This is a genomic window from Asanoa sp. NPDC050611 (genome assembly GCF_040654855.1).
Lineage (GTDB): Bacteria > Actinomycetota > Actinomycetes > Mycobacteriales > Micromonosporaceae > Asanoa.
In genome coordinates this window covers 1-15,161 of record NZ_JBFAIU010000107.1, presented here as the reverse complement: position 1 = coordinate 15,161, position 15,161 = coordinate 1, and the positions used below count along the sequence as shown (strand labels likewise).

General features: G+C 72.8%; 13 protein-coding genes and 1 pseudogene. 4 read left to right on the top strand and 10 right to left on the bottom strand.

Translation table 11 applies throughout. The features are described from left to right. Window positions 1–378 precede the first annotated feature (378 nt). The 5 genes from AB0H87_RS18440 to AB0H87_RS18420 form a co-directional block, all read right to left on the bottom strand. On the bottom strand, window positions 379–1,209 hold the full coding sequence (locus tag AB0H87_RS18440) for an alpha/beta hydrolase (RefSeq protein ID WP_360146477.1): 831 nt from the start codon (window positions 1,207–1,209) through the stop codon (window positions 379–381). Between the two features lie 131 nt (window positions 1,210–1,340). Continuing rightward, window positions 1,341–2,270 (bottom strand): Dyp-type peroxidase, encoded by a 930-nt coding sequence (locus AB0H87_RS18435; protein WP_360146474.1) that lies wholly within the window; start codon window positions 2,268–2,270, stop codon window positions 1,341–1,343. 30 nt (window positions 2,271–2,300) lie between these two features. After that, window positions 2,301–2,615, bottom strand: a complete 315-nt coding sequence (locus AB0H87_RS18430; RefSeq protein WP_360146471.1) for a hypothetical protein — start codon at window positions 2,613–2,615, stop codon at window positions 2,301–2,303. A gap of 28 nt (window positions 2,616–2,643) precedes the next feature. Beyond that, the gene (locus AB0H87_RS18425; protein ID WP_360146468.1) at window positions 2,644–5,409 is read right to left on the bottom strand and encodes a hypothetical protein; all 2,766 of its coding nucleotides are present in this window, start codon (window positions 5,407–5,409) and stop codon (window positions 2,644–2,646) included. Beyond that, entirely contained in the window at window positions 5,406–7,181 is a 1,776-nt protein-coding gene (locus tag AB0H87_RS18420; RefSeq protein ID WP_360146465.1) for an HSP90 family protein, read from the bottom strand. The genes AB0H87_RS18425 and AB0H87_RS18420 overlap by 4 nt, the downstream gene beginning before the upstream one ends. A gap of 331 nt (window positions 7,182–7,512) precedes the next feature. Here AB0H87_RS18420 and AB0H87_RS18415 point away from each other — a divergent pair, with 331 nt between their 5' ends. Together AB0H87_RS18415 and AB0H87_RS18410 are read left to right on the top strand one after the other, a co-directional pair. Then, window positions 7,513–8,262: a Crp/Fnr family transcriptional regulator gene (locus AB0H87_RS18415; RefSeq protein ID WP_360146462.1), complete on the top strand. Its 750-nt coding sequence runs from the start codon at window positions 7,513–7,515 to the stop codon at window positions 8,260–8,262. A 7-nt stretch (window positions 8,263–8,269) separates the two neighbouring features. Continuing rightward, window positions 8,270–8,689, top strand: a complete 420-nt coding sequence (locus AB0H87_RS18410; RefSeq protein WP_360146459.1) for a hypothetical protein — start codon at window positions 8,270–8,272, stop codon at window positions 8,687–8,689. Here the strand turns inward: AB0H87_RS18410 and AB0H87_RS18405 are convergent. Together AB0H87_RS18405 and AB0H87_RS18400 are read right to left on the bottom strand one after the other, a co-directional pair. After that, the gene (locus AB0H87_RS18405) at window positions 8,686–9,687 is read right to left on the bottom strand and encodes a low temperature requirement protein A (protein ID WP_360146456.1); all 1,002 of its coding nucleotides are present in this window, start codon (window positions 9,685–9,687) and stop codon (window positions 8,686–8,688) included. The two genes, AB0H87_RS18410 and AB0H87_RS18405, sit on opposite strands and share 4 nt — an antisense overlap. A gap of 72 nt (window positions 9,688–9,759) precedes the next feature. Beyond that, complete coding sequence (locus AB0H87_RS18400; protein WP_360146453.1) at window positions 9,760–10,542, bottom strand: SDR family oxidoreductase; 783 nt, start codon at window positions 10,540–10,542, stop codon at window positions 9,760–9,762. Between the two features lie 68 nt (window positions 10,543–10,610). On the opposite strand from AB0H87_RS18400, the gene ppk2 reads away from it, so the two are divergent. Next, on the top strand, window positions 10,611–11,543 hold the full coding sequence (gene ppk2, locus AB0H87_RS18395; protein ID WP_360146450.1) for a polyphosphate kinase 2: 933 nt from the start codon (window positions 10,611–10,613) through the stop codon (window positions 11,541–11,543). Here the strand turns inward: ppk2 and AB0H87_RS18390 are convergent. After that, complete coding sequence (locus AB0H87_RS18390; RefSeq protein WP_360146447.1) at window positions 11,530–12,501, bottom strand: YihY/virulence factor BrkB family protein; 972 nt, start codon at window positions 12,499–12,501, stop codon at window positions 11,530–11,532. The genes ppk2 and AB0H87_RS18390 overlap by 14 nt on opposite strands. A 109-nt stretch (window positions 12,502–12,610) precedes the next feature. On the opposite strand from AB0H87_RS18390, the gene AB0H87_RS18385 reads away from it, so the two are divergent. After that, on the top strand, window positions 12,611–13,222 hold the full coding sequence (locus AB0H87_RS18385; protein ID WP_360146444.1) for a hypothetical protein: 612 nt from the start codon (window positions 12,611–12,613) through the stop codon (window positions 13,220–13,222). On the opposite strand, the gene AB0H87_RS18380 is transcribed toward AB0H87_RS18385, so the two are convergent. Both AB0H87_RS18380 and AB0H87_RS18375 read right to left on the bottom strand, forming a co-directional pair. After that, window positions 13,223–14,956 carry an ABC transporter ATP-binding protein gene (locus AB0H87_RS18380; protein ID WP_360146441.1) on the bottom strand — a complete coding sequence of 578 codons (1,734 nt, stop codon included), beginning with the start codon at window positions 14,954–14,956 and terminating at the stop codon, window positions 13,223–13,225. After that, window positions 14,953–15,161, bottom strand: a pseudogene (locus AB0H87_RS18375) (ABC transporter ATP-binding protein); the annotation flags it as partial. The pseudogene AB0H87_RS18375 and the gene AB0H87_RS18380, both read right to left, overlap by 4 nt.

The following is a 15,161-nucleotide window of genomic DNA, read 5'->3' as shown; positions in this document are numbered from 1 at the left end:
CTAAACAACACCCACAAAACCCCACAAAACAAAACACCCCGGGCCAGCGCCCGGCCCCCCGCACCACCCGCGGGCGGTTGGGCCCCCGCGGGGGGGGCCCCCGCCCCCGCGCCCCCCCCCCCCCCCGGTCGCCTCAGAAGAGGATGCCGCCGATACCGGTCAGGAGACCGCCGACGATGTTGACCACGCCACCGAGAGCGCCCCCGAGCAGGTCAAAAAGCGAAGGAGACATGACGAAACCCCGTTCGTTCGATGCTTGACAACCGGTAGGGCGCGCGCCGCAGTCAATGTCCGGTGACTGACTGCAGTCACACCGTAACAGTGCGCAACCACCAAAGGTCCGATCTTCACATCCGACGCACGGGTTTTGTTCGGTGGCTAACCGGCCATGAACTCCTCGATCGCCCCGTTGCACTCCTGCGCGTGTGTCCACGGGATGCTGTGCGGCGCGCCCTCCAGCGGGACCAGCTTGAGGTCTTTGACCAGCGGCGGCAGCCGCTTGCCGGTGGAGGCGAACGGCAGGACCTGGTCGGCCGTGCCCTGGACGACCAGCATCGGCACGTCGATGTTGCCGACGTCCTCGCGGAAGTCCGTCAGCCAGGAGTCGACGCAGTCATAGGTGGCGACCGGCGACGCGGTGATGCCCACGTTCCAGTGCGCGTTCCAGGCCTCCTGGCTGAGCCGGTTGCCCATCGTCTCCTTGACGTTGAAGAACAGGTCGAAGAACTGCTTGATCCAGACGAGGCGGTCCTTGGCGGCGCTCTCCTTGATGGCGTCGAACGCCGACCCGTCGACGCCTTCCGGATTGTCGTCGGTCTTCAGGAGGAACGGCGCGAGCGGGCTGAGCAGCACGCCCTTCTGGACCCGGTCCGAGCCGTACTGGCCCAGGTAGCGGGTGATCTCGCCGGTGCCCATCGAGTGCCCGATGAGGATGGCGTCCCGCAGGTCCAGCGTCTCCATCAGGATGTTGAAGTCCGAGGTGAACGTGTCGTAGTCGTACCCGCCGCCCGGTTGTGACGACTTCCCGAAGCCGCGGCGGTCCATCGTGACGATCCGGTGCCGGCCCCGCAGCGGCCAGGCGATCTTCTCCCAGGACTGCCCGCTCAGCGGGTAGCCGTGGATGAGCACGACCGGCGTCCCCTGGCCGTGGTCCTCGTAGTAGATCTGGATCGGCTCGGTGTTCTCCTGACCCACGGTCACGTACGGCATCGCGGACCCCCCGTCCACTCGGCGGCGACGGATCCACGCTGCCGAGCCCGGGAGGGCCCCGCATCACCTGAATACGTTAGGAGGTCACCTCGGGTTCTGCGCCGACCGGAGGTCCAGGCGCCTTTGGCAGCTCAGTCACCGAGCGTGTCGAGCATGGTCAGCGACGGCACGAAGAAGAGGCTGCCCGTGACCGCGCGGGAGAAGTCGAGGATGCGGTCGTAGTTGCCGGTGGGGTCGCCGATGAACATGTTGCGCAGCATCTGCTCGATCACGGTGGGGCTGGCCGCGTACCCGATGAAGTAGGTGCCGAACTCCCCCGCCGCCGGGCTGCCGAACGGCATGTTGTCCCGCATGATCTTGATCTCGTTGCCCTCGTCGTCCCTGATCGTGGTGAGGATCCGGTGCGCCGACGACGGCGTCACGTCGTCGGGCATCTCCACGTTGGACAGCTTGTCGCGGCCGATCACCCGGTTCTGCGCCTCGACCGGCAGCTTGTTCCACGCGTCGAGGTCGTGCAGGTACTTCTGCACCACGAGATAGCTGCCACCCGCGAAGTCCGGGTCGTCGGCGCCGATCAGCGCGGCCTTGGCCGACGCGTCGCCGGTCGGGTTCTCGGTGCCGTCGACGAAGCCGAGCAGGTCGCGGAAGTCGAAGAAGCGGAAGCCCTGCGTCTCGTCGACGGCGACCGCCGCACCGTTGAGCCTGGTCAGGATCTGGGTGGCCAGTTCGAAGCAGAGATCGGGCCGGCCCGCCCGGATGTGGAACACCAGGTCACCGGGCGTCGAGGGCGCCTCGTGCCGCTCACCACGGATGTGCGGCAGCCGGTGCAGCCGGGCCGGCTGCGGCGTGTCGAAGATGCGGCTCCACGCGTCGACGCCGAAGCCGACCACGCAGGACAGCTGCGCCTCGAGGTCGCGGAAGCCGACCGACCGGACGAGCCCCGACAGGTCACCGCACAGGTCGCGGGTGCGGGCGGCGGCCTCGTCGCCCTCGTGGACGGTCACCACCAGGACGACGGCGGCCCGGCTGAGCGGCGCGAGCACCGCCTGGGGTTCGATCATGGCGCCACGGTACCGCGCGCCTCGCCCCGGTCAGTCGACGGCGCGGTCCAGCTCGGTCCAGCTCGCGTTGAGCACCACGAGGGCGCCGTCGCCGGTGCCGGTGACGTGGTCGATCTGCTCGCCGCTGACGTACACGTCGTTCTCGAACTGCTCGCCGCGGTCGATCAGCAGGTAGCCGGTGGCCATGAACAGCTCGGCCGGCCCCGCCGGCAGCTCGGGCCGCACGTCGGTGTCCGGTTGCTGCACGGCGCCGACCGTGCCGACCGGCACACCGGTCGCGTCGTGCACCTCCATGCCCTGTGAGATCTGGGCGATGACGGGCGGCTCCTCCGTGGTGTCGGTCATGGGATCGGGATTCCCCGATCCGGACGGATCAAAACCGGTCATCTTGTACGGCGGCCAGCGCGCTCCGCAGTTGCCCGCGGAGCACCGGCTCGTCCTCGGGGACCAGCGCCAGCGCATCGGCCAGCACCGGGCCCGCCTCGCCGGACCGGCCCGCCCGGCGCAGCAGCTCGGCGTGCAACAGCCCGGCGAACCCGACCTGGGCGCCGGCGCCCAGCGAGCGGAACCCGTCGGTGGCCCGCGCCGCCCGCGGTATCGCCTCGGCGGACCGGTCGGCCCGGTCCAGCAGCCGGGCCGCGTCGTAGTCGAGCATCGCCCGTTCCCAGACCGCGTGCGGCTCGGCGGGCAGGGGTGCCGCGGCCGCGTCGGCCTCGGCCAGGGCCGCCAGCGCCGGCTCCGGCTGGCCGGCCCAGAGCAGCGAGGTGGCGTGCCGGCGGCGGCCGCGCAGCGCGTCGATCGGCCGGCCGGCGGCGGTCCAGGCCGTCGCCGCCTCGGCGAACCGCGCGGCCGCGGACGCGTCGCGGTCGAGCCGGTCGAGCGTCTCGGCCAGCCGCTCGGTGGCCCGGGCCAGGGCCTCGGGGTCGTCCCGGCCGGCGATCGCGTCGATCAGCGCGGACAGCTGGGCGATCACGGACTCGTGCTCGGACAGCTCCTCGTAGACGGCCACCAGCAGGTCGCGGACGGCCAGCGCCGGCTCGTCGGCGGCCGCCGCCTCGAACGCGGCCAGCGCTTCCTCGCCGACCTCCGCCGCGTCCAGCGGCCGGCCCGCGTTCAGGTACGCGATCGCGAGCTCGAACTGGGTGTGCGGCACGGCGTCCCGCTCCCCGGCGGCGGTCAGCGCGGCGATCTCCTCCACCAGCGGGGCGACGGCCTCGGCGGCGCGCGCGGAGTTGGCCAGCAGGCCGGCCCGCTGGCGACCCACCAGCCGCCGCAGCGCCGCGCCGCACGGCACCCCGAGCGCCTCGTCGAAGGCGGCGACCGCCTCGTCGAAGCGCCCGAGCTGGCGGAGCGTGACGCCGTGCAGCAGGCAGGCGTGGGCCAGCTCGTCGGGCGGACCGGCCGGGCGGAACTGCTCCCGGCTCGCGGCCGCCGCCGCCTCGGCCTCCTTGGTCTCGCCGAGCCGGCCGAGCGCCTGTGCCCGCAGCGCGAGGACCTGACCGCGGACGGACGGGTCGCCGGCGGCGTCGACGTGCCGCTCCGCGACCCGGCCGGTGGCCACGGACTCGGCCAGCAGGCCGGTGGCGGCCTCCGCGTACGCCAGCCGCAGGTGGGCCCGGGCCAGTCGGTCCGGCCCGCCGTGCGCGACCAGGTACGCAGTGGACTCCTCGATCAGCGTGCGGCCCTCGTCGACCCGGCCCTGCCGGAGCAGGCCCATCCCGAGCCGGCCGCGGACCACCTGCCGGCGCACCTCGTCGCCGGCCGCCGCGTAGAGCCGGTCGGCGAGCTGCCAGGACCGCTCGGCCGCGGCGTCGTCCTCGTCGTCGGCCGCCCGGCTGCCCGCGCCGTCGGCGCGCCGCGCCTGCTGGAGATCGGTGAGCGGTCCGGCGCCGTAGCGGTCGTCGAACGCCGCGTACGCCGCGAACGCGGCCTCCTCGCGCCGCTCGCGGAACGCCGCCTCGGCCAGGTCGAGCAGCTCGTCGGGGCCGTCGGTGGCCGGCACCGGGTCGGTCCATACCGGACGGTCGTCGGCCGGATCCGCCGCCGGCGGTGCGGTCGCGAACCGGGAGCCCGGTGCGGCCAGCCGGACACCGTCCCCCACCGGCGCGGCGGCCAGTGTCGCGCGGACCAGCGCCGACTGGTGGCCGGTGCCGTTGCGGGCGTCGAACTCCGCGGCCAGGTCGAGCGCCCGCGTCGCCAGCTCCTCCGCGACCGCGCCGACCGGCCGGCCGCCGACGGTCAGCACGCGGTGGCCGCCCGCGTCGAGCCTGCGCAGCACCAGGGCGGCCGAGGCGGCGAACGTCATGGTCGCGAACGGGGTGGGTGACCGCTCGAGCCAGCCGAGGTGCCGCTCGACGATCTCCAGGCCGAGCACCTCGTTGCCGGTCAGCGCGCAGAACGTGACGTGCTGTGCGATGTCGGCGAGATCCGCCAGGTGGGTGCGGTGCAGGCGGTACGACCGGCGGTGCGCGTCGCGGGCGGCGTCCGCCCGGCCGGTGCGCAGGTAGGGCAGCAGCAGCGTCGTGTAGATCGCCTGCGGCTGCTCGGTGCAGGAGAGCCGGCCGGCGAGCACCGGCTCGGCGAGCGCGATCGCCTCCTCGTCCCGGCCGCTCGCGGCCAGCCAGTGCGCCTTGCCGGTGGGGTCGCAGCCGACGCAGTCGGAGAGGTCGTCGCGCGGCGCGGTGTTCCAGCGGTCGAACCAGCCCTCGGCCGCCTCGAGGTCGCCGACGTGCCGGGCCACCAGGTGCCGGTGCGCGTAGACGGCGTGCGGGCTGTGGCCGCCGGCGCGCCACCGGCGTTCCATGTCGTCGAGGACGTCGGCGGTGCGGGCCAGCGGGATCTCCGGGAACTTGGTCATGGCGCTGACCATCGCCTTGAACTGCCACAGCAGGTGGTGCGTCCAGCCGCCGTACCGCGTGGGGTCCTGATCGAACTCGGTCAGGCACCAGCTGAACGTGACGAACGAGCGGGCCGGCTCGCCGCCGTACACGTAGCCGGTGGTCGCCAGCATCCGCGCCTCGAACGCCTCGTCGGCCAGCCGCTGCGCGTCGGCGTGCGCGATCGCCTGCTCGAGCAGCGCGATCTGCGCGGCGCCGTAGGGCATCTCGCGGGCCCTGTCGAGCATCTCGGTGACGTTCACGCGCCGCCCTCCGGGTCGGTCGGCACCGCGCGGTCGAGCAGCCCCAGGAACGAGCGGTTGAGCAGGGCCGCGTCGGCCGGGCGGATGGGGTGGTAGCCGAGCAGCAGGGCCTGGCCGTAGAGCGCCTCGACGGCCAGCTCGACCAGGTCGGCGCCGGGCAGCACGGTGACGCGGCGGACCAGGGCGTTGCGGTGGTTGAGCACGAGCTGCGGTCGGGTGTCGGCGCGCCGGTCGTCGATCGCGGAGAGCACGTCGGCCCAGACCGGGTCGACCTTGTCGCGGGTGGACCGCAGCTCCTGGCGGAACGCGGTCTCGCGGTCGACCAGGTAGAGCGCGGGCACGGTGGCGGGCTCGAAGGCGCGCAGCACCACCTCGCAGCCGAGCCGGTCCATGGCCCGCTGCGCGGCCACCGTGAAGCCGCGCAGGCCCAGCTCGACACCGGGATCGAGGTCCTCGAACCGGGTCGCCAGGTCGCTCGGGTCGAGCCGCTCGATCCGGACGTCGCGGTCGACCTGCGCCAGCCGTTCGATGATCTCGGTGTCGTAGGTGTAGCCGGCGTTGACCAGCGGCAGATCCTGCGCCGCGGCGACGCCGGCGAGCTGGCGGAACTGGTCGGTGGTCGCGGTGTAGCGCAGCACACCGTGGCGTTCGCGGAAGTCGTGCAGCGTCATCCGGCCGACGTTGGTCTCCATCGGCCACCAGGTCGCGACCAGGTCGAGCATCGCGTCGTCGTGCAGCGCCAGTGCCTTGACGCCCAGGTGGTGCACGCGCAGGAACTCGCCGAGCCGGCGCGGGTCGGTGCGGCCCAGCCGGACGAGCCAGCCGCGCAGCTGGTCGCCGAGCGCCTCGCGGGTGCTGTCCAGCAGGCCGTCCTCGTAGAGGGCCTCACGGCTCGCGGTCGGCCGCAGCTCGCTCGTGTCGACCACGCAGCGGGCGAAGAAGGCCCACTCGGGCAGCAGGCCCTCGGCGCTCTCGGACAGCAGCATGCGCTTGAGGTAGACCCGGTGCCCGCCGCGGTGGGCCGGGTTGACCGGTTGCGGCAGCACGAAGGCGGCGCCGGTCAGGCCGGCCTCCGGCACCGACAGCGGGATCACGTCGAACGGGGTCAGACCCATGGTGCGCTCGGCGTACGCGGTCCACGCGCGCGCGCCAGTGGTCTCCCACGGCGCACCGACCACCGCTCCGGTCGTCGGCGTGCCGTCGACGGTGACGTCGACCGGGAGCTGGTCGCCGTAGAGCCGGGCCAGCTCCAGCACCGTGGCCGGCGCGAACCAGCTCCGCGCGCCGGGCCGCGGCAGCAGCGTGACCGTGGTGCCGACCGGCCGCTCCTCGTCGACGGTCTCGACCAGGTAGCGGCCGTCGTCGTAACCGGTCCACCGCACCGTCGCGCCGCCGGCCGCCCGGGTGACCACGACGATCTCGCGCGCGACGAGGAAGCACGAGAGCAGGCCGATGCCGAACTGGCCGAGGAACTCGTGCCGCGCGAAGCCGAGGTCGTCGCGCTTGGAGCTGCGGCCGATGGTGGCGAGCAGCTCGTGCACCTGCGCCTCGGTCAGGCCGACGCCGGAGTCGGTCACCCGCAGGCCGTCGCCGGCCGTCTCCAGGGCGATGGCCCCGGTCGCGCCGGGCTCGGCCAGCCGGCGGGCGGTGATCGCGTCGACCGCGTTCTGCAGCAGCTCGCGGACGTAGACCCGCGGGCTGGCGTAAAGGTGGTGGCTGAGCAGGTCGACCAGGCCGGCGAGGTCGACCTGGAACGTGCGGCGAGCGTCCATGGCGGTGCCAAGGTACCGCCTGCCCGGCGATCCCGGGGTCCCGGCGGCGGCGGTGGCCGCCGTCGGGCCACGGCGGCCACCCTCAGCAATGCCTCCGGTTGTGTCGCGCCAATGACAATTGCCATTGCCGCAACCCCATGATGTGCGATTGACTTCGCTTCGTCAGCATCCATACTGGACATCGGACGACGTGGTTTACCAACCGCGAGTTCACCTGCGATCCTTGTTGGTTGATATTCGCTCCGCCGGCGAATGAACCAACAATTCAGCTCACCTGAATCCAGTGATTCACCCGGAACGACCAAGCGCGCAGCCCGACCGAGGGAGCCCGATGGCCGACGATTCCGCGCGAACCACGCCCGACCCGCAGATCGCCGCCACGCTGGCCCGGTGCCCCCTGTTCCGCGGGCTGCCGGCGCACCAGGTCGCGGAGCTGGCGGAGCACGTGACCCCGTTCGACATGTACACCGGCTCGGTCCTCTGGCACCAGGGCGACGAGCCCGTCGACCTCGTGGTCGTACAGAGCGGCCTGCTCTGCGAGTTCCAGCCGAGTGCCACCGGGCGCCGCTCTGTGCTGCACCTCAAAGGCCCGCCGCACGCGGTCGGCGACATCGCCGTATTCGACCGCCGCCCCCATCTGGCGTCCGCGGAAGTTCTCCGGGAAGGCGTCATTCTCGCGATTCCGGCAACGCCGGTCGTGGCGCTGGCCGAGGCCTCCGTCCAACTCACACACAACGTCGTGCTGCAATTCGCGGCGCACGTGCGGACCCTGGCCGAACAGCGCACCGACCTGATGATTCTCGACCTCGCCCGCCGGGTCGCCAAGGCGCTGCTGCGGCTGGCGCGGCACACCGACCCATGGACCGTCGACATCGGCGTCACCGTGCTGGCCAACCTCGCCGGCGGTGCGCGCCAGTCCGTCAGCGCGGTGCTGTCGCGCCTGGAACGCCGCGGCTGGCTGGCCCTCGAGCCCGGGCGGATCCTGCTGCTCGACCTCGCGGCCCTGCACCGCTACGCCGGCGTCACCCCGGTCAACACGCCCACCGAGCCGCGCGACAAGGCCCCGCCGCTGGCGGGATGATCGGCCCATGGCGACGTTCCTGCTGACCTGGAACCCGGAGGCCTGGCCGGACGCCGACTACGCGGAGGCTGTGGCGGCGACCGCCGCGGGCCGCCCGGTGGCCCGCCGGTGGGGCGTCGGCCAGCGCCGGTCGGGCATCACGGCCGGCGACCGCGCGTTCCTGGTCCGCGTGGTCCGCGACCGCGGCGTGGTCGCCAGCGGCCGGTTCACCAGCGGGAGCTACCCGGACGAGGGCCGGCACGGCCCGGGCAACTTCGCCGACGTCGAGTTCGAACTGATCCTCCCGCTCGCCGACCGCCTGCCGCCACACGAACTGAAGGCCCGCGTCCCCGGCGTCGCCTGGGACCACCTGCAGGGCAGCGGCATCCTGGTCCGCCCACCGCACGACCACGCCCTGGCCGACCTCTGGGCCGCACACGTGTCCTAGGCGTTGTGGCGGCGGGCGTAGCGGACCTGCCAGAGCGCGACGCCGACCAGGATCAGCGCGAGCCAGCGCGACTCCAGCGGGCCGCCGAAGACGCCGAGCAGGATCGTGGCGAGCGCGGCCGGTAGTGCCCGGCCGAGCAGCCAGGCCCGTGGCGCGCCGGCGATCGCGCCGACGATCGTCGTCGTGAGGAAGTAGAGGGACAGGCCGCCGCAGAGCACCCAGCGGGCCGCGAGGTCCAGCGGCTCGGTCGGGTCCTCGGCCAGCATGCCGAGGCCCGCCGCGACGCTCGTGATGCCCATCGTGATCGTGAAGTGCGCGGGCAGCGCCAGCCATGCCTCGACGCGGCGCTCGCCATAGCGGGGCACGGACAGCGCGCCGTACTCGAGGGTCAGCCACCACAGGCAGACCAGCAGGCCGAACCCGGCGATCGCGGCGACGAACAGCGGTGCGCGCCAGTCCACGTCGGACGCCGCGAGCACGACCTGGGCCACCGCCTCGCCGAGCACGATGATGACGAACAGGCCGAGCCGCTCGCCGAAGTGCGCCGGATCCAGGCGGGCGGGGACGACCTGGAACGACCGGGCGCGGCGGGAGGGCGACCGGCGCATGCGGTCCAACATCTCCTGACCGCGGCTGCCCTGCACCGCCGACAGGACGACGTCGAGCACGACGCCCGCCGTCCACAGCCAGTAGCGCGCCGGCGGCTGCACCCAGATCGACGCCACCCACGGGACGAAACCCGCACCGGCCTGCGCGGCCGGCCAGCTGAAGAGCTGCTGTCCGGTGCGGCGCCACGAGATCATGCCCAGCCAGCGGCAGCAGACGTACGCGATCGCGAACGCCTCGCCCCGGGTGTCGGCGGCCGCGGGGATCGCGGCGGCCATCACCGCGATGCCGAACATCGCGACCAGCATCGCCCGGGTACGCGTCTTCGTCGCGGCGACGTTGGCGTACAGCGTGAAGCTCGTCCACACGCTCCACACGGCGTAGAACAGCACCACGAACAGGCTCGAAGAAGAGCTCCAGCCAGGAGGCGTGCCGCTCCGCGGCCGTGGGAGCGGGCTGCGTCATCAGGGCAGGATGGCGTCGACGTAGCCGCCGTCGACGCGCAGCGCCCCGCCCGTGGTCGCCGACGCCTGCGGCGAGCTCAGGTACACCACCATGTGCGCGATCTCCTCCGGCTCGATCAGCCGCTGGATCAGCGACTGCGGCCGATGATCGCGCATGAACCGCCGTTGCGCCTCGTCCCACGGGAGGTCGCCCGGCACCAGCTGGCGGACGAAGTCCTCCACGCCGCCGGTGTGCGTCGGGCCGGCGATCACCGTGTTCACCGTGACGCCGCTGCCGGCCGCCGCCTTGGCGAAGCCGCGGGACACCCCGAGCAGGGCCGTCTTCGTCATCCCGTAGTGGATCATCTCGGCCGGGATCACGACCGCCGAGTCGCTGGCTATGTACTGCACGCGGCCCCAGCCGCGGGCCATCATGCCGGGCAGGTAGTGCCGGGTCAGCCGGATGCCGGCCAGCACGTTGGTCTCGAAGTAGCGCTGCCACTCGTCCTCGGTGATCTCCAGCGGCGGGCGCGCCTCGAAGATGCCGAGGTTGTTGACCAGGATGTCGACGTCGGGCTCCCGCTCGAGCACCGGGCCGGCGTCGGCGGCCAAATCGACTGCGATGCCGGTGGCGTCGGCTCCGGTCGACCGCAGCGACTCGGCGGCCTCGGCGACCCGCGCCTCCGTGCGTCCCGTCAGCACCACGCGCGCACCGGCACCGGCCAGGCCGGTCGCGATCGCCAGCCCGATCCCCGAGGACGAACCGGTCACGAGTGCCGTCCTGCCCGAGAGGTCGATGCGCATATGGATCACGCTACCGCTGTTCACCGGATCCGCGATTGACCGTCACCTGCGCTGGGTAGCGTCACCACATGGGCGCGGAAAGCGGCAACGGCGGTACCCCGAACCTGCTCAAACGGTACGATGGCTACCGCGTGCTCGACGACGACGATGACGACCCGGTGCTGCTCAAGGCCGACGGCGAGATGGTCGACACGTGGCGCGAGAACTACCCCTACGACGCGCGCATGGACCGGGCCGACTACGAGCGCGAGAAGCGCCTGCTCCAGATCGAGTTGCTCAAGCTGCAAAACTGGGTCAAGGCCAACGACAAGCGCCTGGTGATCCTCTTCGAGGGGCGCGACGCCGCCGGCAAGGGCGGCACGATCAAGCGCTTCATGGAGCACCTCAACCCGCGCGGCGCGACCGTGGTCGCGCTCGAGAAGCCCAGCGAGCGCGAGCAGTCGCAGTGGTACTTCCAGCGCTACGTCGCCCACCTGCCGGCCGCCCGGGAGATCGTGCTCTTCGACCGGTCCTGGTACAACCGGGCCGGCGTCGAACGGGTCATGGGCTACTGCACCCGCGGTGAGTATCTCGAGTTCATGCGGGAGACGCCGGAGCTCGAGCGGATGCTGGTGCGGTCCGGGATAAACCTCATCAAGTTCTGGTTCTCGGTGACCCGGCACGAGCAGCAGACCCGGTTCCTGATCCGCCAGGTCGACCCGGTCCGCCAGTGGAAGCTCTCGCCCACGGACCTCGCCTCCCTCGACAAGTGGGACGAGTACACGGAGGCGAAGGAGGCGATGTTCTTCTACACGCACACCGCCGACGCGCCGTGGACGCTGATCAAGAGCAATGACAAGAAGCGCGCCCGGCTGGCCGCGATGCGGCACGTGCTGACCCGGTTCGACTACGACAACAAGGACGAGGAGATCGTGGGCAAGCCGGACCCGCTGATCGTCGGCTCGGCCAGCGAGCTGTTCGAGGACGGCGAGCCGCCCGCGAAGGCCTTCACCGGCTTCTAGGTCGCTTCTGCTTCTTGATCTTTCGGTCGTCGCGCAGTTCCAGGTACGGCTCCTCGTCGGGTGGGTGGCCGGCGGCGATCGCGCGCCCGCGTTCGAGCTCCGCGTCGAACTCGGCGCCCAGCAGGATGGCCATGTTGGAGAGCTGCAGCCAGACCAGGAAGATGATGATGCCGGCGACCGCGCCGTAGGTCTTGTTGTACGACGCGAAGAACGTCAGGTAGAGCCCGAACAGCCCCGACAGCACGATCCAGAGCAGCACGGCCACGATGCCGCCCGGCGTGACCCACCGGAACTTCCCGTGCCGCGCGTTCGGCGCCGCCCAGTAGAGGATCGAGAACATCAGGCTCACCAGCACGACCAGCACCGGCCACTTGGCGATGTTCCACGCGGTCACCGCGGCCGAGCCGACGCCGAGCGCGTCGCCGATCGAGTCCGCGAACCGGCCGGTGAAGACCACGATCAGGCAGCAGGCGATGAGGATCAGGCCGACCGCCGCGGTCACCGCGACGCGGGTCCGCAGGGTCTTCCAGATCGGCCGGCCCTCGGGCACGTCGTAGATCGCGTTGGACGCGCGCATGAACGCGGAGACGTAGCCCGACGCCGACCAGAACGCGACCAGCACACCGATGACCGCGCCGACGCTGGCCAGCGACGAGTTGCCGGAAACCTGGTTGATCGCGTTGTTCGCGAAGTCCGCGATCGGCCCTGGCAGCGTGCTGGTCAGGTTGTTCTGGACGGCGGTGACGGTGTCCTTGCCGAGCAGGCCGAGGATCGAGACCACGACCAGCAGGCCGGGAAAGATGGACAGGATGCCGTAGTAGGTCAGCGCCGCGGCCCAGTCGCCGACCCCGTCCTCGGCGAACTCCTTGACCGCGCGTTTGGCGCTGGCCAGCCACTCCCCCTTGGGCAGCTTCGTCGGGCCCTCGGGCACGGGTGAGGCGGATCCGTCGTCGCTCATGGGCACCTCCGGTCTCACCCGGCCATTTGCCCCGGTCTGTGGGGTTCAACCCCATCATGCCGGCCGGCGCGGATCACGAGGGCCTGGCGCGCCGCGTACCCTGCTCGCCATGGTCGATGCCCATTCACGCGAGCCACTGGTCGACCTGGACCGACCGGCACCCGCGCGACCGGCACCGGAGCCGGGCCTGCGCCTGCGCTCGGGGCTGCGGCGGCTGCGGGCGGCCCGCCTCCAGGCCAGCGCGCTCGTGCTGGCCACTGTGGTCGGTGGCGTGGTCGGCGGGGTGGGCGTGCACCGGTGGGAGGCGCGGCAGCGGCAGGCGGCGGAGGCGTCGACCGTCGCCGTGGGCGCCCAGCTGGTCGAGCCGAGCAACATGGGCGGCAGCAGCGAGGGCGGCACCGCGACCATGGTGGTGAACATGACGCTGGTCAACCTCGGCCCGCTGCCGATCGAGGTGCAGGACTTCGCCGCCGCCCGCGACGGTCTGGCGTTCCGCAACCCGTCACAGCACGCGACCGTCCGGCCGGGCTTCCGCACGGTCGCCGTCACGATCAATTTCGCGTGCGCGAGCGGCACCATCGACAGCGGGCCCGTGCCGCTGCGGCTGCGGGTCGGCACGGCCGACGGCGCGACCCGCACGGTCGAGACCGACCTGGAGATCAGCCCGTCCGCGCACTGGCCGCGGTTCATGGAGCAGCTCTGCGCCCCGGTGGGTGGCTGATCAGCCGTGCCAGGAGCGCCAGAGCGCCGCGTACGCGCCGCCGGCGCCGACCAGCTCGTCGTGGGTGCCCAGCTCGGTGATCCGCCCGTCGGCGAGCACCGCCACCCGGTCGGCGTCGCGGGCGGTGTTGAGCCGGTGCGCGATCGCGATGACGGTGCGCCCCTCGAGCACGGCCGCGAGCGCGCGTTCGGTGCGCCGGGCCGTGGTCGGGTCGAGCGCGGCCGTGGCCTCGTCGAGGATCAGCGTGTGCGGGTCGGCGAGCACGATGCGGGCCAGCGCGAGCTGCTGGGCGTCGGCCGGGCCGAGCTGGTGCGCCGCGCCCTCGCCGAGCATCGTGTCGAGCCCGTCGGGTAGGGCCGCGTACCAGTCGGCGCCGACCGCGACCAGCGCGCCGAGCATGTCGCCGTCGCTCGCGTCGGGGGCGGCGAACGACAGGTTGTCGCGGAGCGTACCCAGGAAGACGTGGTGTTCCTGGGTGACGAGGGCGATGAGCTGCCGGCGCCGGGCCGGGTCGATGTCGGCGACCGGCACGCCGCCCAGCGTCACCGAGCCGCCGTGCGGGGCCTCGGTGCCGGCCAGCAGGCGGGCCAGCGTGGACTTGCCGGCGCCCGACGGGCCGACGATCGCGAGCCGCTCACCCTGGCGCAGCTCGAGGTCGATGCCGTGCAGCACGTCGTGGCCGGGCGTGTAGGCGAACCGGGCGCCGCGGACCACGATCCGCTCGTCGCCGGGCGCGGGCGCGACCCCGCGTTGCTCCGGCACGCCGGTGCCGACGCCGAGCACGCGGGCGTACGAGGCGACACCGCGCTGGGCCTGCTCGATGAACTGCAGCACCCGGTCGAGCGGGTCGATCGCCTGCTGCAGCAGCAGCGCGGCCGCGACCACGTCGCCGATGCTGATCGTGCCGCCGCGGGCCAGGGCACCACCGGCCAGCAGCACCACCGCGACCGGGACCCCGTAGCTGCCCTCGACCACCGGATAGAACACCGAGCGGAGGTTGAGCGTCCGGCGCCGGGTGGCCCACTGCCGGGCGATCCGGTCCGTGCCGCTGGCGACCCGCTCGTCGCTCAGCCGCAGCGCCTCGACCGTGCGGGCACCCTCGGCCGTGGTGGTCAGCGCCTCGGTCAGGTCGGCGCTGGCCGCGCCCTCGGCGAGATAGGCCGGGCTGGCCCGGCGCAGGTACCAGCGGGTGACGGCGAGGATGCTCGGCAGGCCGGCCAGCGCGACCAGCCCGAGCACCGGATGGATGAGGAACACGGCGCCGAACAGCAGCACCAGCTGGGCGGTCGCGATCAGCATGATGGGTACGACGTCGCGGACCATGGTGCCGACGGTCGCCACGTCGACCGAGCTGCGGTTGGCCAGGTCCCCCGTGCCGGCCCGCTCGACGACCGCGGTCGGCAGGTCGAGCGTCCGGCGCACGAACCACTCGCGGAGCCGGGCGATGGCCCGCTCCCCCAGGCGGTAGCCGGCCAGGTAGCCGTAGCGGAGCAGCACACCCTGCACGAGGGTGCAGACCGCGATCACCAGGGCCAGCTTGTCGATCCGGGCCACGGCGGCGCCCGAGAGCACCTCGTCGACGATCTCGCCGAGCAGCCGCGGCGCGGCCAGCCCGGCGGCCGCGGCGGCGGCCTGCAGCACGAGCACCACGACCACGGCCCGCCGCTCGCCGCGAACCAGGTCGCGGCTGGCGCGTCGGGTGGTGGCCCGGTCGGCGACCGGCAGGGCACTCATCCCGCCACCTCCGCGTCGGCGTCGCGGGCGACCAGCGCGCGGTAGGCCGGGTCGCGGGCGAGCAGGTCGGCGTGGCGGCCGGTGGCGGCGACCCGGCCGCCGCGCAGGAACGCCACCTCGTCGGCCTGGCCGAGCAGCAGCGGCGAGGTCGCCACGAGCACGGTGGTGCGGCCGGCCCGGGCCGCGCGCAACCGCTGCGCGATCC

Excerpts from the sequence above, each read along its gene's own strand:
- AB0H87_RS18400 (WP_360146453.1), bottom strand. The coding sequence starts at position 10,542 with ATGCGCATCGACCTCTCGGGCAGGACGGCACTCGTGACCGGTTCGTCC.
- AB0H87_RS18435 (WP_360146474.1), bottom strand. The coding sequence starts at position 2,270 with ATGATCGAACCCCAGGCGGTGCTCGCGCCGCTCAGCCGGGCCGCCGTC.
- AB0H87_RS18410 (WP_360146459.1), top strand. The coding sequence starts at position 8,270 with ATGGCGACGTTCCTGCTGACCTGGAACCCGGAGGCCTGGCCGGACGCC.
- AB0H87_RS18385 (WP_360146444.1), top strand. The coding sequence starts at position 12,611 with ATGGTCGATGCCCATTCACGCGAGCCACTGGTCGACCTGGACCGACCG.
- AB0H87_RS18390 (WP_360146447.1), bottom strand. The coding sequence starts at position 12,501 with ATGAGCGACGACGGATCCGCCTCACCCGTGCCCGAGGGCCCGACGAAG.
- AB0H87_RS18420 (WP_360146465.1), bottom strand. The coding sequence starts at position 7,181 with ATGGACGCTCGCCGCACGTTCCAGGTCGACCTCGCCGGCCTGGTCGAC.
- AB0H87_RS18440 (WP_360146477.1), bottom strand. The coding sequence starts at position 1,209 with ATGCCGTACGTGACCGTGGGTCAGGAGAACACCGAGCCGATCCAGATC.
- AB0H87_RS18430 (WP_360146471.1), bottom strand. The coding sequence starts at position 2,615 with ATGACCGACACCACGGAGGAGCCGCCCGTCATCGCCCAGATCTCACAG.
- AB0H87_RS18415 (WP_360146462.1), top strand. The coding sequence starts at position 7,513 with ATGGCCGACGATTCCGCGCGAACCACGCCCGACCCGCAGATCGCCGCC.
- AB0H87_RS18380 (WP_360146441.1), bottom strand. The coding sequence starts at position 14,956 with ATGAGTGCCCTGCCGGTCGCCGACCGGGCCACCACCCGACGCGCCAGC.
- ppk2 (WP_360146450.1), top strand. The coding sequence starts at position 10,611 with ATGGGCGCGGAAAGCGGCAACGGCGGTACCCCGAACCTGCTCAAACGG.